This is a genomic window from Sessilibacter corallicola (assembly GCF_021290925.1).
Taxonomy (GTDB): domain Bacteria; phylum Pseudomonadota; class Gammaproteobacteria; order Pseudomonadales; family Cellvibrionaceae; genus Sessilibacter; species Sessilibacter corallicola.
The window spans coordinates 90,109-110,488 of sequence record NZ_JAJSLX010000005.1 but is presented as its reverse complement, the minus strand read 5'-3'; the positions used below and the strand labels follow the sequence as shown (position 1 = coordinate 110,488).

Annotated in this window: 14 protein-coding genes and 1 tRNA gene; 7 read left to right on the top strand and 8 right to left on the bottom strand. The window is 43.0% G+C overall.

Going from position 1 to position 20,380, the window contains the following annotated elements; all coding sequences use genetic code 11:
• Positions 1-35: 35 nt before the first annotated feature.
• Positions 36-1,223 carry an imelysin family protein gene (locus tag LU361_RS19030; RefSeq protein WP_233090750.1) on the top strand — a complete coding sequence of 396 codons (1,188 nt, stop codon included), beginning with the start codon at positions 36-38 and terminating at the stop codon, positions 1,221-1,223.
• Here LU361_RS19030 and LU361_RS19025 read toward each other — a convergent pair.
• From LU361_RS19025 to LU361_RS19010, 4 genes are all read right to left on the bottom strand, one after another.
• The gene (locus tag LU361_RS19025) at positions 1,220-2,410 is read right to left on the bottom strand and encodes a class I SAM-dependent rRNA methyltransferase (protein ID WP_233090749.1); all 1,191 of its coding nucleotides are present in this window, start codon (positions 2,408-2,410) and stop codon (positions 1,220-1,222) included. The genes LU361_RS19030 and LU361_RS19025 overlap by 4 nt on opposite strands.
• Positions 2,411-2,595: 185 nt before the next feature.
• Positions 2,596-2,988 (bottom strand): glycine cleavage system protein GcvH, encoded by a 393-nt coding sequence (gene gcvH, locus LU361_RS19020; RefSeq protein WP_233090748.1) that lies wholly within the window; start codon positions 2,986-2,988, stop codon positions 2,596-2,598.
• A gap of 170 nt (positions 2,989-3,158) precedes the next feature.
• Complete coding sequence (locus tag LU361_RS19015; protein ID WP_233090747.1) at positions 3,159-4,805, bottom strand: ABC transporter permease; 1,647 nt, start codon at positions 4,803-4,805, stop codon at positions 3,159-3,161.
• 15 nt (positions 4,806-4,820) lie between these two features.
• Positions 4,821-5,870: a Fe(3+) ABC transporter substrate-binding protein gene (locus LU361_RS19010; RefSeq protein WP_233090746.1), complete on the bottom strand. Its 1,050-nt coding sequence runs from the start codon at positions 5,868-5,870 to the stop codon at positions 4,821-4,823.
• Between the two features lie 153 nt (positions 5,871-6,023).
• On the opposite strand from LU361_RS19010, the gene LU361_RS19005 reads away from it, so the two are divergent.
• Entirely contained in the window at positions 6,024-8,711 is a 2,688-nt protein-coding gene (locus LU361_RS19005; protein WP_233090745.1) for an AsmA family protein, read from the top strand.
• 113 nt (positions 8,712-8,824) lie between these two features.
• A complete protein-coding gene (gene mutY, locus LU361_RS19000; RefSeq protein WP_233090744.1) occupies positions 8,825-9,955 on the top strand; it encodes an A/G-specific adenine glycosylase in 1,131 nt (376 codons plus the stop codon).
• On the opposite strand, the gene LU361_RS18995 is transcribed toward mutY, so the two are convergent.
• Complete coding sequence (locus LU361_RS18995; protein ID WP_233090743.1) at positions 9,932-10,369, bottom strand: arsenate-mycothiol transferase ArsC; 438 nt, start codon at positions 10,367-10,369, stop codon at positions 9,932-9,934. The two genes, mutY and LU361_RS18995, sit on opposite strands and share 24 nt — an antisense overlap.
• Before the next feature lie 117 nt (positions 10,370-10,486).
• Here LU361_RS18995 and LU361_RS18990 point away from each other — a divergent pair, with 117 nt between their 5' ends.
• From LU361_RS18990 to drt3b, 4 genes are all read left to right on the top strand, one after another.
• Positions 10,487-10,771, top strand: coding sequence for an oxidative damage protection protein (locus LU361_RS18990; RefSeq protein ID WP_233090742.1), 285 nt, complete (start codon positions 10,487-10,489; stop codon positions 10,769-10,771).
• A gap of 113 nt (positions 10,772-10,884) precedes the next feature.
• Positions 10,885-10,960, top strand: a tRNA-Phe gene (locus LU361_RS18985).
• A 604-nt stretch (positions 10,961-11,564) separates the two neighbouring features.
• On the top strand, positions 11,565-12,902 hold the full coding sequence (gene drt3a / locus LU361_RS18980; RefSeq protein WP_233090741.1) for an antiviral reverse transcriptase Drt3a: 1,338 nt from the start codon (positions 11,565-11,567) through the stop codon (positions 12,900-12,902).
• Between the two features lies 1 nt (position 12,903).
• Positions 12,904-14,970, top strand: coding sequence for an antiviral reverse transcriptase Drt3b (drt3b, locus tag LU361_RS18975; protein ID WP_233090740.1), 2,067 nt, complete (start codon positions 12,904-12,906; stop codon positions 14,968-14,970).
• A 126-nt stretch (positions 14,971-15,096) separates the two neighbouring features.
• On the opposite strand, the gene LU361_RS18970 is transcribed toward drt3b, so the two are convergent.
• The 3 genes from LU361_RS18970 to LU361_RS18960 all read right to left on the bottom strand — a co-directional run bounded on the left by LU361_RS18970 (position 15,097) and on the right by LU361_RS18960 (position 20,092).
• Positions 15,097-15,780: a hypothetical protein gene (locus LU361_RS18970; RefSeq protein WP_233090739.1), complete on the bottom strand. Its 684-nt coding sequence runs from the start codon at positions 15,778-15,780 to the stop codon at positions 15,097-15,099.
• 13 nt (positions 15,781-15,793) lie between these two features.
• Positions 15,794-16,420 carry a lysozyme family protein gene (locus tag LU361_RS18965; protein WP_233090738.1) on the bottom strand — a complete coding sequence of 209 codons (627 nt, stop codon included), beginning with the start codon at positions 16,418-16,420 and terminating at the stop codon, positions 15,794-15,796.
• Positions 16,421-16,810: 390 nt separating this feature from the next.
• Positions 16,811-20,092, bottom strand: a complete 3,282-nt coding sequence (locus tag LU361_RS18960; protein WP_233090737.1) for a WD40/YVTN/BNR-like repeat-containing protein — start codon at positions 20,090-20,092, stop codon at positions 16,811-16,813.
• Between the last annotated feature and the right edge of the window lie 288 nt (positions 20,093-20,380).

Sequence of the window (20,380 nt, the reverse complement as noted above, 5' to 3'; positions counted from 1 at the left end):
AACGCGTTTTATTAAACCCCTGCACAAAAATAATAATGAGCGGCTTGTTCGCGTCGATCATGTTGATTGCCGGTTGCGATCAACAATCGACACCGGAATCGACACCGGATACCAGCACTGCCAACAAAACCAGTAATACAACGGTTGCTGATCAACGCGGCAGCCCCGACCAGCTTGAGAGTGCACAATCTTCCGTCAATATCGTCAACGATTGGATCAATAACGCTATTATTTCGGCGGCAAAAGAAATAGAAACCTTGTCTAACGCAGGCGATGCCTTCTACAACACACCGTCTGAGCAAACCCTCGAACAATTAAAAACCGCTTGGGTAAATGCTCACACGGAATTTTCTAAAACAGCCCCTGTATTTTCACTGGCACACGCAAGTCCAGATTTATTTTATTCCCTGCGCCAGTGGCAAAATTTGCTGGATGCTCACCCAGTTCAACCGGGGTACCTCGACAGTTTCGACGTTTATACTCACAGCGGTATTGTTAACGATACGCTGTTGAGCATTAATGCAGAGACCATTCGCAATCAGCATCAATTAACGCACAGTGATGAAATCGCATTGGGATTTCACGCCATCGAATTTTTAGTGTGGGGAGAAAACAGCAACCGAGACTTAAGCTTGTTTATCGCTGAAGGCAACGACAGTTCTGCCGCAGAAAAACCGGAAAATCGGCGCAGAGAATTAATCCGATTATTGTCGCTGTTGTTATTGGATGATTTCCAACTCCTGAAATCTCAGTGGCAAAAATCAACTCAACAACAGTTGTCGCGACTAAGTCCGTTATCACAAGCGCAACTTTGGAAACAGGCCATTACCCATTTCTGGCAGGAATACAGCGTTAAACAAATTGCGAACAACGACGATGACATTCACAACCCATTCTCAGGGCAAAGCTTCGATGATTTTCTCGCAATGAATGCAAACACATTGCAGGGAATTTTATCGTTATCGGCAACACACGATACTTCCCTCTACAGCCAAGCCACCACTAAAAAACTCAGTGAATTAATCACTGAATTTCAAACCGTGATTCTTCCTGTGTCTACAACCGAAACCACCTCATCGACACAACTCAATTCCAGTACAGACGAAGTACCTGAAGAGAATAAAAATGAAGAGGGTCTCGCCGACAGCGTAGATTCAACTCTGCAAAGTCAACGAGAAAAACTCAGCCAAGACATTTATCGCCTACTCAATACTGGCGTTTAAGCCATAAAAATGCGGGCGAACTGAGCTTTCAGATAACGTGTTTCGGGAATGGCCGGATGAATGGGGTGATCAGCACCTTGAGCACCGTAGTGAAAAATTTGCGACTGGCGATCCAAATGGCGGCTGGAAGAACGAATAAGATCGGTCAGTTTATCTTCTGCTAAATGCATGGAACACGAAGCAGACACCAAAATACCGTCACGCTTTAATAAACGCATCGCCAATTCGTTTGTATGGTAATACGCCGCTTCACCGGATTTTTGATCTTTCTTACGTTTAATAAACGCAGGCGGGTCTAAGACAACAATATCGTATTTTTCGCCCGCTTCAATCAGCGCTTTTAATACTTGAACGGCCTTGCCTTCGATGCCTTGAAAACGATCCAAAACACCGTTTAATTCTGCATTTTTTTCGGCAACATCTAACGCAAATTCGGAAGCATCAACACAGGTAACCTCGTCCGCACCTGCGGCCAACGCCTGAATACCCCAGCTGCCAACATAAGAAAAAACGTCCAACACACGTTTCCCTTTGGCGATGGATTGCAAATATTGGCGATTATTTCGGTGATCATAAAACCAACCGGTTTTTTGGCCCTGCATAACGGGTGCGACAAAATTGACGTTATTTTCTCGCAGCTCAACAAACTCGGGCACATCACCGACTGCATCAACGTATGAATTTAGTTGTTCCAACTCACGCGCCGAATGATCGTTTTTAAACAAAATACCTTTGGGTTTTAAGCATTGTTCAAGCGCTTGCTGAATGTCGTCTTTGACGCGATCCATTCCCGCCGTCGCCATTTGCACCACCAAATAATCGCCAAAGCGATCCACGATCAAACCCGGTAAAAAATCCGAGTCGCCGTAAATTAATCGATAAAAAGGCTCGGCAAAATTTAATTCGCGCAATGACAGCGCTTGTTTAATGCGATGCACTAACAACGATTTATTAAGACTGTGTTTTTTATCGCGACTGACAACACGTGCGCAAATTAAACCGCTGGGATTAACTGTCGCAATTCCCAAACACTTGTCACGCTCACCGTAAATTTCAACTTGATCACCGGCATTAAGCGCTTTTAAGGGCGTCGCTTTGATGTCTATTTCGTTGGAATACAGCCAGAGATGGCCTTGCTTTAATCGGCGATCGGCCTTGGCTTTTAATTGCAAACGAGGCAGAGACATACAACTTCCTTAACTTAATACAAACAATTGATTCGCCATAAAGGTAATCGCTGGTGAATCAATATCAGAGAATTTACGGAGCAATCTTATGGTTTGTGAATTCACATTTTCTGAGCGCGAAAACTAAATAGCCCGGCCAAAAGCCGGGCTAAGAATTCAGCAAACAAGATTTCTTAACAACGAATTTAGTCGTCGTCTTCAAGCGTTGCTTTGTAACCGTCGACATCTAACGCATCGTCGAGATCAGTCAGGTCGCTCGGTTTTACTTTGAAGAACCAACCGTCGTCGTACGGAGATTCATTAACGGTCTCAGGCGCGTCTTCTAAAGCACTGTTGACGGCAATCACTTCACCGCTGACCGGCGAGAAAATATCAGATGCCGCTTTTACGGACTCAACCACACCAGCTTCTTCACCGGCATTGACTTCGCTGCCAACCTCAGGAGTTTCTACATAAACCACATCGCCAAGGCTTTCTTGGGCGTGGTCAGTAATACCGATGGTTACGGTGCCATCTTCTTCAACACGCGCCCACTCGTGGGAAGATAGGTATTTTAATTCGTTGCGAAATTCGCTCATTATTTGTTCCTCAAAAAAGCGGATTTGTCACCACTAACGGCTAATCATTTCACCTAAACAGCAAAGTCGCTTTGAGCATTTCTCAGCTGTTTATAGGGTAGTCACTTATAGGATAATTAGAAAGCAAAAACGACCAGGAGGTAAAGCCCCTGAATAATTTTAGTAAATATTTAATCGCGATTACTGCGTCGAATCATCATTACTACTGGAATGATGCTTACTAAAACAAGCGTTACTGCGGGTAATGCTGCGCGTTGCCATTGACCTTCTGCGGTCATCTCAAACACTCTTACCGCTAATGTATCCCAACCAAAGGGGCGCAAGATTAACGTGGCTGGCATTTCTTTTAAAGTATCTACTAACACTAATAGTGCCGCCGTTAATAATCCGGGGCGCAAAAGCGGCAGATATACCTGGCGCAAAATCTGGAATTTCCCCACCCCCAAGGTTTGCGCAACCTCTTGATAACTCGGGCGAATCATATCCAAACTCGACTGCACCGGACCAACCGCAACCGAGAAAAAACGAATCACATACGCCAAAATTAGCGCCGCCAAACTGCCGACCAATATTTGATTAAGGCCCAGCCAATTTTTCACCGGCGCAAGCAGATTGTTCTCCAGCAAGGTAAAAACCAGCAAGATTCCCACCGCCAAAACCGACCCCGGCAAGGCGTAACCAAGACTGGCAATGCGCATCCAAAAGCTCAAACCATTCACCGGGCTCTGGCGACGTCCATAACCCACCAACAGCGCCAGAAACACCGAGGTCACCGCCGCAAGTACCGCCAAAACCAAGGAGTTTTTCACAAATCCCCAGTAGCGGCTGTCGATATCGTTCAAATGCCCCAGAGTCCAAACGACCAATTGACCGATGGGTATGGCAAACGCAATCAAGAATATCAGCGCACAAAACCCGGTAGCGGCAAATGCTTTAACACCGGTTAGACGATAGCGGTCGTACTGCGCTCTTCTCGACTGATTGCGGCCACGGCTGCGCGCTTGCTGCTCAGCCCATACCCCCAACAAAACAAATAACAGCAGTAACGATGCTAACTGCGCAGCCGCCGGCAGACTGAAAAAGCCAAACCAAGACTTATAAATTGCTGTGGTGAAGGTATCAAAGTTAAAAACAGAAACAGCCCCAAAATCGGCCAGAGTTTCCATCAACGCCAATGCCATTCCAGCAGCAATTGCCGGACGAGCCATAGGTAGAGCTACTTTGAAAAACGCCCTTGCTGGAGAAGCCCCTAAGCTGCGAGCGGCGTCCATGAGTTCGCGACCCTGGCCGACAAACGCCGAACGAGCCAACATATACACGTAGGGATATAGCACCAACGACATAACAACAATCACACCTGGAGCGGTGCGAACATCGCCAATACCGCGAGCCAGACCAACAGTCTCTCGCAGCCAGGTATTGATCGGTCCGGCGTAATCGAGCAAGCCCAAAAAGACAAATGCCAACACATAAGGCGGGATAGCCAGAGGCAACATCAGGCCCCAATCGAGCCACTTGCGCCCCGGAAACTCACACGCCGCCACCAACCAAGCCAACGCCACACCAATAACAGCAACAACAACCCCAACGCCCACCATCAGCACAGCGGTGTTTTTCAATAACCGAGCTAATTGAGTATCGAGTAAATGCGCCCAAATTTCGGGCTCAGGTGTCAGCCACGAAAGTACAATGACCGATAAGGGCAGAATAACCAGAGCGGCAACAAAATAGGTGGGGAAACGCCACCAAAAACCCGGCTTGATGATCCGGGTTTTTACGTCAGTGGCGCGAGGGATAGCAACTTCGGGATTGGACAAAAGATTAATGACTCACTATTGGTAACCCACACGATCCATCAATCGAATCGCATCGGCTTGTAATCGACCGGCAGCCTCAACGTTAACAGAATCCGCTTTGAAATCCCCCCAAGACTTTACTTCCTCGGAAGCTTCAACGCTTGGATTCACAGGGTATTCCTGATTCGACTCAGCAAATAAATACTGCGCCTCAGGTTCACTGAGCCATTCTAAGAAGGCTTTTGCGCCCTCGGGGTTTTTCGCGTGTTTGGTAACTCCAGCGCCAGAGACATTCACATGAACGCCGCGATCTTGTTGATTAGGCCAAAAAATTGCCAGCGGTAAATCGGGATTTTCTTTTTTCATTCGCCCGAAATAGTAGGTATTCACCACAGTGGCATCACACAAACCGGCAACCACAGCTTCCATTGCTTTGTTGTCGTTAGAAAACGGCGAGGTCGCTAAATTATTCACCCAACCGGCAACCAGGGATTCGGTTTCTTCCTCGCCCAAGGTTTTGATCATCGTTGCCACCAACGATTGGTTGTACACCTTTTTCGAGGTGCGCAAACACAAGCGGCCATTCCAATCTTCATCGGCCAAGGCTTCGTAGGTACTCAACGACGCAGGATCGACACGATCTGTTGAGTAAATAATGGTGCGCGCTCGCAACGACAAACCCACCCAATCGTTTTCGCTGGAGCGATAAGATTCAGGAATATTAGTAGTTAGAGTTTGTGATTCTATCGGCTGTAACACGCCTTCGTTAGACGCCTGCCACAGATAACCCGCATCTACCGTCACAAACAAATCCGCAGGCGTACCCTCACCTTCGGCTTTAAGACGAGCCAACAACGGACCTGCGCTGTCGGTGATGTAACGAATCTTAACTCCGGTTTCTTCGGTATAGCGATCAAACAAAGGTTTGATCAAATGCTCGTTACGCGCGGTGTATACCGTGATCACAGATTCGTCTTCAGGCTCGTTCGCACAGGCGCCCAAGAGCGCCGATAACAACACAGCCGCGGTAACTTTTAAGGATTTTTTCAGTCTCAAGTGCAACATGATTCGTGTAGGATAGTTCATAAGTAAAATAACCGATCAAAATAAGGCGGGCAGAAATTCAACATTGCTATTGATGCTGCTCTAATTGCGAAATAATTGCAAATGATAATTCTTATCGTTTGATTTAATCGGTGATGTCCTCGTCGGTGCATTTTAAAGACTTTGGGGAAACTCATGCAAAAGCTATTGAAAATATTATTGGGTGGATTACTGGTTTGTGTCGCCCTCGTTGTTATCACTGCGGTCATTATCACCTCAGTGATTGACCCCAATGATTATAAAGGGGAAATAGAATCCACCGCAGCCAAACAGGGTTACCCTATCGTTATTCACGGCGATCTTGCCTGGCAGTGGTTCCCAGAATTGGGCATCAGCATTGGCAAAACCGAATTACTGGTTGATGACTCCCAACAACAGGCATTTGCATCCATCAGCAGTGCCACCGCCTCAGTCCAGCTACTGCCCCTAATCAAACAAGAAATTATTGTTAAAACCGTTGAATTGGTCGGCCTAAAAACTCACCTAGAAATCGACAAAAACGGCACCGGCAACTGGGAAGTATTTATTCCAGAGTCCGACGATACTACAGCAGATACTCAAGTAAATACGACCAATAGCTCAAGCGCTTCACCGTTATCACTAGAAGCAGAAACCATTCGTATTCGCGACGCCGCAATTACCTTTGCCGATCAACAAAGTCAGCTCAACGCCAATTTAAACGACTTCGATTTAATTATTAATAATCTCAACCTCGAAGGAAAAAGTTTTCCAGTTGAAAGCCAATGGCAGGCGGGCGTATCTGGGGGCGATTTTCCACAACCCGTTAAGTTTGCAGGCAGCCTTACCTCAAAAATTACCTTATCCGATGATTTTTCAGCGGCGGAATTAGCCGACAGCAAACTGGCTGTGTTAATCGAAAATACCGCCGCTGCTGTATCGGAATCAATTGTGACTGAATTTTCGCTGGCGGCGAATTCTATCGATACAAATCCAGCGATCAACGGCCGAGTTAAAATCGACCCATTTAATCCAAAAAACATCATGAAAGCCTTGGGATTAGAGGCCATAGAAACACAAAATTCTGAAGCTCTTACCCGAGTTGGCCTTAATCTAAACTTGGAAGGCAATCAAAACGATTTAACTGTCGGTCAAATTAATTTAGCTCTGGACAAAACCAACGTCACAGGTAATTTATCCGTTAAAGATTTATCGCAAATCGCGTTAAATTTGCGCGGCACGCAACTTAATTTAGACGACTACTTGCCCCCTGAATCATCCCAAGAAACCACGCAGATAAATACAGCAAGCGCCGAGAACAATAATGAATCCAACAGCGATGAAGCGTTGGATTTGAGCTTTTTAGATGAATACGCAGCCAACGTTGATATCGCCTTTGAGGCATTAACCGCCAATAATCTAACGTTTAATAAACCCACGTTTAAATTTAATGCCGGTAACGGTAAAGCCGCAATCGAAGAAGCCTCGTTGTTGTTACAAGGCAAAAAAATCGCAGTTACAGGAGATATAAACAAAGCCCAACAATTTAATGCCAAGGTAACCGTACCGACATTAAATGCGAGCCAACTGATGACAGATTTCGGCATTGAAAAACCGGAAATGTCCGATCCAAAAGCGTTAACCCAAGTCGCTGCTACTCTTGTTGCCAAGGGTACACCGCAAGCTATAAAAATCCCAACCATCGATTTATTACTGGATGGCACCAAAGTAACAGGCACCGCTGAACTCAAGACCTTGAATTCGCTGACCGTAAATTTAAACGGCGGCAAGCTCGATGTCGATCGCTATCTGCCTGAACCCGTGAAAGAAACCGAAACCAATAATAACCAAGCCAGTAATACAGCAAGCTCAGAACCAGAAGAGCCTTTACCGTTTGAATTACTCTCGGATTTTAACGCCGACGTAAATGTGAATTTTGAGCAAATCAAAGTCACTAACCTTGCCTTTGATAATTTTAAATTCTCCGCCAACAATCAAAACGGTTTGGCCGTATTGAGAAATTTCAGTGCCGATTTTTTCCAAGGCACTTTAGCCAGTAAAGGCAGACTCGACGCCAGAGCAACACCCGCAAAATTGTCGTTATCGGGCAACGGTAGCGGCATTGCTATGGAACCGCTGCTAGAAGCCTTATCGGAAGAACCTGCCACCACAGCACAACAATTTTTAATTCGCGGTTTAGCCAACGGTAATTTTTCATCCAATACTCAAGGCAATACCGTCACAGAAATGTTTGAAAACCTCAACGCCAATGTAAACGCCAATACGCAAGCGCTACAACTGGTGCCCATCAACGTTGAAAAAATGGTGTGCCAAGCCATTGCCTTGGTACAGGGTGACAGTTTTAACACCGAGTTTAACTGGCCAGAAATTACCAAAATGCAGGAGTTCGCCGCAGAAATTACCTTTGCCAATCAGGTTGCGAACATCAAAACCTTATCCGCTGGCGTGCAACAAATTAATCTCGGCGCCAACGGCAAAGTAGATTTAAAAAATCAAACCTTAGATGTTCGCATGCCGTTTTCGGTAACCCAGGCGGATTTAGAAACCCAAGGCTGCCCAATCACTAACGATTATTTAGTCGGCAAAGCGTTATCGTTGGTGCGTTGTAAAGGTGATTTAACCAATCCACTGGCCGCCTGTGGTATTGATAATCGTGCCATTCGCGAACTGGTTAAAGATTTTGCCGAAGACAAAGCCAAACAAAAACTCGCTGAAAAAACCAAAAAGCAGAGAGACAAGTTCGATCAAAAGAAAAATGAATTCCGCGAGAAAATCGACGATAAACTCGGCGAAGGCGCCAGTAAATTGTTAGAAGGATTGTTTAAGCGCGACAAAGATAATTAATCATTCGAAAACACTCTGAGTCGTCAGTCGATGACTCAGAGGCTCCTATAAATCTTTCCAGCAAAACGCTACACTCACGTCGCCTGTTAATACTCTTATAAATGACATACGCCGTGAAAGCTGAAGCATCTTCCAATATCTCACCTCAAGAATTCACCCAACGCGTTTTGTCGTGGTATCACCAACACGGCCGCAAGGATTTGCCTTGGCAAAAAAACATTACCCCCTACCGCGTGTGGATTTCAGAAATCATGCTTCAACAAACTCAGGTGGCCACGGTAATTCCGTATTTTGCCAAATTTATGAAGCGGTTCCCCAGTTTAAAATCGCTGGCAGAAGCTCCGGTCGATGACGTGCTCAGTCACTGGAGCGGGCTTGGCTACTACGCACGCGCACGCAATTTACACAAATGCGCGCAAACCGTCGTCAGCGAATTCGCAGGCCGGTTCCCAAAATCCGTAGACGAACTGGAAACCCTACCCGGCATTGGCCGCTCCACAGCAGGCGCCATTGCGACCATCAGCATGGGCTTGAGCGCGCCAATTTTGGACGGCAACGTTAAACGCGTTTTAGCACGACACTTTGCCGTAGAAGGTTGGCCGGGCAAAACTGCAGTCCATAATGCACTTTGGGATATCGCCGAGGCACACACGCCAGATTCCGACTGCAATCACTACACACAAGCCATGATGGATTTAGGCGCGACGCTGTGTACACGCACAAAACCCGACTGCAAACGCTGCCCACTGGTATCAACCTGCATTGCGGAAAAACAAAATCGGCAACTGGAATTTCCAGGCAAAAAACCCAAGGTCAATAAACCAGTTAAACAATCCGTGTTTTTGATCATTCAAAGCAAAAACGGAAATCTATTGCTAGAGCAGCGCCCGCCTCAGGGAATTTGGGGCGGACTGTGGAGCTTTTTAGAACAGCCCCTGAACACATCAATTAATGCCGATTTAAGCCCTGAAGAGTGGCTAGACCTCGCACACCCTCAGCTACAGTCGATCAGCTCCAAAATCTACTCAGTAGAAATTTGGCCAGGCTTTCGCCACACGTTTAGCCACTACCACCTAGACATTTACCCGCTGTTGATAACGCTTGAAAGCCCACCAAACACCATCAACGAGAAGCAACAACAATGGCTCGCGCCAGCTGAGGCGTTGGAATTGGGTTTAGCCGCGCCGGTCACCAAGTTACTCAAGCGCCTGAGCAATCACTCAGGCAACTTGAATCTCTTCTAACAAACGATCCAGCGCTGCCACCAACTTCGGCAGTGCCAGTTCAGAAGACTCAATGTGTAAGTCTTCGACCTCAAAGTATTCGATGTCATCGGCAAGATTCTGAAAGTGTTCTTGCATCATTGGATAGTGCTCATCACGACTCGCGGCAATCACTCGATCATACTGATCAAAGTGCTCCTGTTCGACGCTCTCAGGGTAGCGGCTGTCATCCCAATCAATGCCTAGAGTCGTCAGATAATCCAGCGTGTGGCCGGAAATTGGGCCAATATTGGGACCGTTTTGCATATCGCGCAGCAAACCCATCGAATAAGCCCGCCAAGGCAGATTCATTGCATCCGCGTGATGATTAAAATACTGCTCAGCAAAACGGCTGCGATAGTAATTGCCAGTACACAAAAACAACAATCGATTCATAAACCTTCCCAATATGCTGATGTTTTGAACATGAATCCAACAACGTAAACAAACGCGCTCACAGCGATAAAAAATCGTATAATAGCGCTCAAATTTGACCATACCATGAGAGACACCATGCGCACCGTATTCTGCCGTCGCTACCAAAAAGAACTCGAAGGACTCGACCGTCCGCCCTACCCCGGCGCCAGAGGCGAAGACTTGTTTAACAACATCTCGAAACAAGCTTGGGCCGATTGGATGAAATACCAAACCATGCTCATTAATGAACGTCAGCTCAATATGATGGACCTTACCGCGCGTGCCTACCTCAATGAACAGATGGATAAGTTCTTTGCTGGTGAAGAAACCGACAAAGTGGAGGGATATGTACCACCTGAACACGGCGGTGATGCCGGTTAATTTTCAAGCACCTGATTTTTCATAAGTTTTTCTTCAATTTGGTCTTGACTCACCCGCTAGCAACAGGTTTAATACGCGCCTCTTGCAGCGAAGCTTAAACGCCGCAAAGTATTGCCCAGATAGCTCAGTCGGTAGAGCAGGGGATTGAAAATCCCCGTGTCGGTGGTTCGATTCCGCCTCTGGGCACCATAGAATTCTAAAGCCTCGCACTAGCGGGGCTTTTTTATGCCTGATAAAAACGCAAAAATAGTGGCGGTTGAGAAACACCGACCGTGGTTCGATATTTCAGATTCAGCCTAAAGCGACCAAGCATTGAGTCACAAGCGCATCGCGCGCAGCCCGCAGCCCGCAGCCCGCAGCCCGCAGCCCGCAGCCCGCAGGGGAAGAATAGCCCAAAGGCTATTCGGATGCTTCCGCCTCTGGGCACCATCGAATTTTAAAACCTCTGTAATGCGGGTTTTTTTTGTACCTGAAATAAAACCGAGATAGAATTGATCCAAACTCGATTTATCAAACTAATACCTAAACCACAAAAAACAAATAATTCAGAGACTGTGGAGATATTTCCGCATAAGCATCTCGCCTACCACCACAAAACTCCCCCTAATACTCAGTATTATTTCCTACTTTTGAATATGCAAGTCCGTAAAAACTCAAGCTGTCAAAATAGACATCACAGAATTATACGGTAAGCTGCTGGATAAATGGTACGCTATTTCCCTATGTCACACTCAATTTTCTAAAAAATCAGTCAAAATATTGAACATATTTTAAGGCATATTAAGGTACAAATGTGTTAGACCAGTCATTTTCTCCAGAAAATTTCAGAAGAATCATCGATTACGAAAATAGAAAAGGGAATTATTTGGAGAATAAATTTTTTCCAAACCTAGAAGATATAACTCTAGAAATAAGGTCAAAAATTTCAAACATAAAAGAATTAAAAAGGAATAAGAGAAATTTATCACCGAAGACTTACAAAGAAAAAATAAAAGAGTTATACAAAGAAAAAAAACAACTTCAGGAAAACAAAGAGATCATACTTAGAAACTATCTAACAAAAACAAGCAACAACATCGCGGAAAAAAAGTTCACATTTAACGTAGAGGAAAAAACCACTCACAACAACAAAAAAATATATACTACTGGCGAAAATCAAGAAGCATTTTTCGCATTAAAACAACTTCAAAAAAATATTAGCCATTTATACAAAATAAAACAAAGTAATAGAAATCATATCATCTCCCAACTAAAATCAACTCTATCTGACAACTTTCCCAAAACCATTATCAGAACAGATATAAAAAGCTTTTATGAAAGCATACCAAGAAAACCACTCATTGAAAAAATAAATAACGACACATTGTTAACGCTAAAATCAAAAAAACTAATAAAACAAATATTATTTCAATATGGAGTTTTAACCAATTCTGAAACAGGGATCCCAAGAGGAATAGGCATTAGCGCTTATTTAGCAGAATTATACATGAGGGATTTCGACAAAAAATACAAAATAAACGAAGAAACTATTTACTATGCAAGATATGTAGATGACATTATCATAATAATTTCACCAAAAAATAGAATAGATGAATCACACTACCTTGATGAACTCAAAGACAAGTTGAGCATACTAAAGCTAGAGGTCAATGAAAACAAGACCAACTATAAAAATTCAACAACTGACAACTTTTCCTTTGACTACTTAGGTTATGAGATAAATATATCGAAAAATAGCTTTGAAACAAGACTTACGAATAAAAAATTAGAGAAATATAAACATAGAATCAAACTATCAATAATTGAGTACAAGAAACTAAAAAACGAAAAAAAAGCTAGAAAACTACTAAAGAAACGACTGATGTTCTTAACTGGAAACACTAGACTAGTTAATAACAAAAGAAATGCTGTTGTTGGAATTTACTTTTCGAACACACAGCTGACAAATCCAACCGATTTAGACGGGCTAGATCAATATCTAAAAAATCAACTATTTTCAAATAAAATTAAAATACCGGAAACAAAATTTAGCTTCAAAGAAGGATTCAACAAAAGAATATACTACAAATTCTCTGGAGAAGAGCTAAAGTTAATTGTAAAGGCTTGGAAATATGCCCCGCAAGAAAATTAGATTGAATTATAAAAAAGAGCGAGTAATATTATCGGACACGCTGCCTTATGAAATTCCAATAACATTCACAAATCGCCACCTATACAACTTTATCACCTACAACCACATAGAATATATAGATGGAGGATTATCCTGGAAAGAAAACAGTCAAACACTAGATAATATTATCCATATTTTATTCTCTTTACCCAAAGAAGCGCGCAATCTAAAAAAAATAGAAAAACAAATTGGTCCAAACTCATTTTCTTTTAATATATACACACTTAAAAGCAGAGATTTATCACTAGTTCCATTTGATTTCAAAATCAGCCATAAATACAAAGAGTTTCGCAACCTAAGCATCCCCCATCCAAGAAGCCAATTAGACGTGGCTTCATTTTACGACCAATACAAAGAGTTAATTATTTATTACTGTTCTTTAAGCCCATTCTCTATCAGAAAACCAGCCAGAGTAGCAACATACAAATACCATAAAGATCGTCTGCATTATGAAAATCTAGCAACAGATGACCCACCAATTGAAGAACAAAATAAAGAATATGAAAATTTAAAATCTTTTTTCTCATATGATGATTTCAGCAACATTTACAAATTTTTTGGATCTCACACCCATCACAGATGCGAAAAAAAGTATAATAAAATGTTGAAATTAGATATAACCAAATGTTTTGACAGCATTTATACACACTCACTATCATGGGCTATATTTGGTAAAAATACAGTAAAAGATAACATCAAGCTCAGTGAAAAAACTTTCTCTGGAAGATTTGACAATCTAATAAGAAATTTGAATTATCAAGAAACAAATGGAATCGTTATTGGGCCTGAATTTAGTAGAATATTTGCAGAATTAATATTACAGGCTGTAGACAAGTCTGTTTATAGAAAACTAAATGGAGAGATCCCACCCATCTCTCACAAAAAAGATTATGAAATATTCAGATACGTAGATGATTATTTTTTATTTTATAATGAAGAGTCACACAAGGATATCATAGTAGATTATCTTCAGCACTCACTCAAAGAATACAAACTACATTTGAATTTCTCAAAAGTTGTAATTTACGAAAAACCAATTATTACAGAAATATCTATTGCCAAGAAAAAAATAGCTGATCTCTTCGACGATACTATAAAATATAACTTAGACAAAAGAACAGATAAAACCGAAAAAACAATATATACTGGATCTATATACATCAACACCGAGCAATTAATAACCAGCTTCAAAACAATAATAAAGGAATGTAATGTAGAATATAAAGACTTACTAAACTATGGACTTGCAACAATAGAATCAAAAAGCAAAAAAATACTAATTAACTTTAACAAAACCTCAAATGAATACCGCCCATTCAAACAGCTAATAAATTCCATTCAATCTATATTAGAGTTTGTTTTCTTTATCTACTCCGTATCTCCCAGAGTAAACACTACAATAAGACTGTGTAGAATACTAAGAATTTATTGTGAATTCCTAAGATCACCAAAAGTCAACAATGAAGCAAAAAGTAGAATTTTCAAATACATTTTCGACAACATCTGCTTTATCTTAAATAAAAACAAGAACAGCAAACATATCCAAGTAGAAACACTATATCTATTAGTTACACTATCCGAACTAGGAAAATATTTTTGGCTAGAACAAAAACAACTTGCAAAATATTGTAATATTAAGCATTCGGAACGAGACAACTCTTTTGAAATTCCAGAGCTAAATTATTTTTCCTACACAGTTCTTTTATTTTACATGAAAGACAAAAAAAGGTATCTAACCCTAAGAAACTCCATAATTTCAAAAATAGAAAAAAAATTAACTACTAGACCTAGACCAGACAAAAATTGTGAATCAGTAATGTTATTGTTCGATCTGATTTCTTGCCCATACATTCCTAATGACACTAAAAAACGAGTTTTACACTCACGAGGCATTACTGATCACCAAGAGCAGCTTGACATCATCAACTATAAAGATCGAAATGGAATGAGACAACTATGGTTTACTACGTGGGATAACTTCAATTTAGGTTTAGAACTGGACACCAAACAAAGTCTAGAAGTATACTGATATTTCGTGCCTCACCCACAATAAGTAGCTCATTGCAGCTCACACACATGCGCGAGTGCAACCTTGCATAAAAACGATGTTGTACACAGAAAGCGGCCTAGGTGAGCCGCTTTTTAACTTATTAAACTAAAGCCTGCCCACAAAATATGGCTTATCTTCACCCTTTTGAGTCACGGACACCAACTCAAATCCCTTTCCAAACGCTGAGCTGATATACCAATCCAATCTCAGTATCATATCTTCGATACCGTCTTTATTGAAATCGCCCCGCGCCATAACGACATAGTTAATAACTAAATCGTCCGACAAAGCAAGTTCAATCGAATTTTCACTCTCAGACAGAACTTCTATTTTTTCCTCAAACTCCTTCAAAATGCCACTACGCTGCTCAAGAAACTGACCGCCCAAATCAGGAACGGTGGTTGCGGGAAGATTTACGATAAATTCTTCATTGATTGCATTTGGCAAATAACTTTTATAAACAGGTGTAGACAAAGATTGATAGTAATACTTAGCAGCAATACAATTTTTCTTAATTAACTGCAATAAATAAAACTGAGAAGTATCAACATTACTTTCGGACGTATTTTCTATTGATGGACATGAAGCAAATTGAAGCTCATCCCCATTTGGAGTATCCAAAGAATATTCCAGCACGACACTTTCATAGGTATCGCCACGCTCAATAAAACCTGTAATTTCATTCTCATTGATAAAAGGTGCTATTGCTTCACCAGTATTAATTTGACCCGAGGAACACGCTATTAACACGAAAGAGCATAAACCTGACAGAATAACATTTGCTTTCATAAATCTCTCGATCTCACGGAGTTGCAACGGCAGCTTTATTAGCGGATGCATGAGCTGCATTAAACAAGTCACGAACATACTTATTTCGAGCGGCATTTACATCAGGACGATTTGACTGCTTCGCCGCAACATCCCACTGCTCTTTCTTTATTGCTTTGTTAAAATTAACAAACACGTTTCTTAATTTAGTCTGACCTAGATTAAAAATCATATCAAACAACGCTTTCTGAACCTCTACTGGAAAATCATCAAAGTCACTGGTGTAACCTTTTGATTTTTTATAAACACCGACCAGCTCCGAATAAAAAGTATCGATATGTTTCTTTCTTTGAGCATTAATATCGGAATCTTTCATCACTAAACTCGTATGTTGTTTATACCAGCTAGCTTTATAATTCTTTTTTTGCTTTGCAATGACATCATATTCATCTTGCTTTTGCTTTGTCGTGGCTATTGTCGATGGCTGCCCATTCTTGACGGTATACATAACCACAAAAGCAGCTGCCGCCTTATTAGCAATTAGGTGTCCTACACCAACAGTTACCTTTCCTTTGGTGTCTAGATACATATGATTATACCGACCTTCATACTCTTCTAACTTCTTTTCAACTACCGATCTAACATTTGCATCTAATGGCATAATCCCACCCCAGTTAAAAAGCTAAATTATCAAATTTCATACAAGGTCACATACTAACTAAACTCACACCAGACAATTAAAACTAGATCACAAATAAATTAGCATTACACTATCAACTCTCAATGAGTGACACTTCAAAAAACTTAACACAAAATTGGGAAGTTTATTACGCCATAAAAGATACTGACTGCAAGTTAGATATAAATAATTATAAGACACGGAAAAATATTAGTGAATGTTTTAGATGTTCTGAAAAAATAGCACTTAAGTTCACCAAATTAACGAACATGACGGTGGAGCCACTTCAATAAAAAATTAGTTAAGACGGAAAAAAAAAAAAACGGCACCTCCTACAGTGCCGTTTTTTATTTTCATAAATACCACTGCGAATTAATTACTAATAACAGGCGCTCCTGATGTCCAGGGGCCACCGGCATTAATAATGGCTTGCTGTAGTTTTGGCAAAGCATTTTCTTTTGCTGTTTTTAATCGTTTGTTAACTGCGTTTAAACCTTCCAGAGCAAAACCGAGCTGCTCTTTATGTTGTGCGGTTGGGCCGTAAGTTGACCATTTCGCTGACGCGGCGTACCACAAACGACTGTTGATGTTGGCAGGTTTAATACCTTTTCTATCTCGGGAATCTAAACCATTTAATTCAAAATGAATGGTGTTTATTTCCGATTGAATAGCGGCGTATTGTGCTTCTAAAGCAGTAACGTCGCCAGGCGTTAAATCAAGTGCAGAACGCACGCTTTCCATGCTCGCAACCATTTCTGTCAAAACAGCATTCGTCGACGAGGCACGTTGCTCCGCTGACATAATTTTTTTGCTGAATTCAACAACGGCATTTTGGCTCGGTCCAGAAAGCGTTGGGGTATGAATGGGTTTTAATTCAAATTCAACCGCATTCGCCAACTGGGTAACCTCACTGCCAACGCGCTGATAAAGCGTTGCTGAATAGGTTCCCGGTGCTGCAGTAACACCCACGTAGAATCGATTATCGTCTTCGTCGGCGCCATTAATAATGGCGTTGGTGTTGGCGTAGGTCATATCCCAAGTCACACGGTGTAATCCTTTTTTGGTATCACCAGCAACGCGATTAATAAACTCTCCCGCCGCGTTTCGAATTTCAAGATACACCGCAGGTTCTGGCTCTTGATTTTCTTTCTCGATGGCTTCCCAAGAAGGATATTTCGGGTATTTTTTCTTTTCGACGAGTTCTTTTTCTTCCTCTTTACGTTTTTCCTTGGCCGTTAACAAACTTTCTTTTAAGAAGTAAGTAAGCGTCGCGCCGTGCTCTGGATTTTCCGCAATGTAGCGATCATCGCCGTCGGTGCTGGAATGGTTGTCGTCCAATTGGAACCATTTAACAGGACGACTCGGCGCAAACAATAGCGCGTCTTGTTCCATAGCCTCTTCGGTTAGAGTACGCAATGGACTGTAATCGTCGAGAATATAAATTCCGCGACCAAAGGTACCAACCACCAAATCGTTTTCACGGCGCTGAATCACAATATCGCGCGTGGAAATGGTTGGAATGCCGCCATCTAGCTCAATCCATTTTTTACCGCCATCAATGGTGAAGAAAACGCCGAATTCGGTGCCGATAAACAATAGATTTTTGTTAACGTGGTCTTGAACAATACGCCACACCAAGTGTTTTTCGGGCAGATCGCTCGCCAACGATGTCCAGCTTTTGCCCAGATTGGTGGATTTAATCAAGTAAGGCTTAAAGTCTCCGTACTTATGATTATCAAGCGCAACGTACACGGTATTAGGATCGAATAAATCCGCGCGAATATCATTAACGTAAGCCGTAGCCGGAACCCCCCTTACGCTTTTTAGATCGATTTTTTTCCAGTTGTCGCCGCCATCGCTGGTTACTTGAATTTGGCCGTCATCGGTGCCAACCCAAAGGATGTTTTCATCGACTGGGCTTTCGGCAAAGTTGGCAATGGTGTGGTATTCCGACATCGCGTAAATGTCCCACCCCGCTTCTACCGACCAAGTACGACCCATCAACGGCAAGTGCATGCGGTTGCCATTTTTGGTGAGGTCACCCGAGATTGGCGTCCAACTGTCGCCACGATTATCCGAACGCCAAACGCGCTGAGACGCAAAATAGATACGTTTTGGATCGTGAGCAGACACGTTGATAGGCGCGTCCCAGTTGAAGCGCTCTGCTGGCTCACCCGGACGAGGTTGCGGTTTGATGTAAACATTTTCACGCGTGGTGCGATCGTGACGGGTCAAGTTACCCTGCTGCCACTGAGAATACATGATGTTGGGATTGCCTGGCTCAATCGCAGGCTGATGGCCGTCGCCGCCGAGGGTTAAGAACCAATCTTTATTTTTGATGCCGTCTTCGCGCAGAGTGCGAGAAGGACCACCTTGGGTTGAGTTATCCTGCGTACCACCGTAAACGGTGTAGAACGGTTCGGCGTCGTCTGCGGCAATTTTATAGAACTGAGTCAGCGGTAAATTGGCAATATAACGCCAGTTTTCCATGCGATCGTACGACTGATAAATACCGCCGTCTGAACCCATCAAGACAAAATCGGGATCAGTTGGGTGAAACGCCATCGCGTGGTCGTCCACGTGCTTGCGTTCGGTGCTGATCGGCGTCCAGGTTTTACCGCCATCGTCCGATACTTTACTGTAGTTACTGGCGATATAAACACGATCAAACTGATGTTGGTCGGCGTAAATTTCTTGGTAGTAATGCGGGCCTGTACCACCGCCAACTTCGTCGGACATTTTAGTCCAGCTCGCACCGCGGTTTTCTGAGCGATAAACGCCACCTTTGCGGTTATCAATTTCGATTGCCGCGTAAAGCACATCGGGATTAATCGGAGAAATCGCCAAACCGATTTTACCCATGTTGCCATCAGGTAAGCCGGTTTCTAATTCGGTCCAGGTTTCGCCACCGTCATCCGAAGTATGAATACCCGAACCCGGCCCCGTTCCCACGTACGCAGCTACCGAGCGCTGACGCGACCAAGTCGCAGCGTAGAGTTTGTTTGGGTTGCGCGGATCAATCACCAGCGAGGTTACACCGGTCCATTCATCTTCGCCTTCTAGCACCAGCTCCCAATTCTCACCGCCATCGGTGGTCTTATACAAACCGCGTTCGCCACCGCCGTTCCAGAGTGGACCTTGTGCGGAAACCCAAACAATATCGGAGTTATCTGGGTGAATAATGATATCGGAAATACGTTCGGTCTTTTCCAAGCCCATGTTTTCCCAGGTTTCACCGCCGTCGAGGGATTTGTAAACACCATCGCCAAAGCTGATGTGACGTCCGCCGATATTTTCACCAGAGCCGACCCAAATAATGTCGGAGTTACTCGGATCAATAGTGACATCACCGATGGAGTACACGTCTTGATCATCAAAAATAGGCTCCCACGTGGTGCCCGCATTCACGGTTTTCCACACACCACCCGAACCCACGGCGGTGTACCAGGTTGATGGTTTTTTTTGATCAACGGCGATATCGGCGATACGGCCAGACATATAAGCTGGGCCAATGCTGCGCAGCTCCAAGGCTTTAAAGGTGTGACTGCTAAAGAGCGGCTTCTCTTTTGCGTCTTCAGAATCTTCTTGTGCTATTACATAGGCACTGGAATTGATGATGGATACAGCCAAAACGGCTTTAATAAAAATATTCATACATTCGCCAGTTGAGTTAATAAAAACTAGTAAATCAGACAAACAACCTACTCAAAGTCGAGTAGATTTAAGAATGAGCCGTTAAGCGGCCAGCTATCAATACCCAACGAACAAATAGCGCGAATACTCAATGCTTTCCTGTTGGATTAGCCAGTTAAATATTGACCCAGCCAACCCTCGCGAACGTATGACATTAATAAGAAGTGTAAATGAAAAATAGGTGGCTATTTATTAGGACAAGAGCAAATTTTATCGGCTGAAAATACGGTTGAAATCCATTCACTTTCC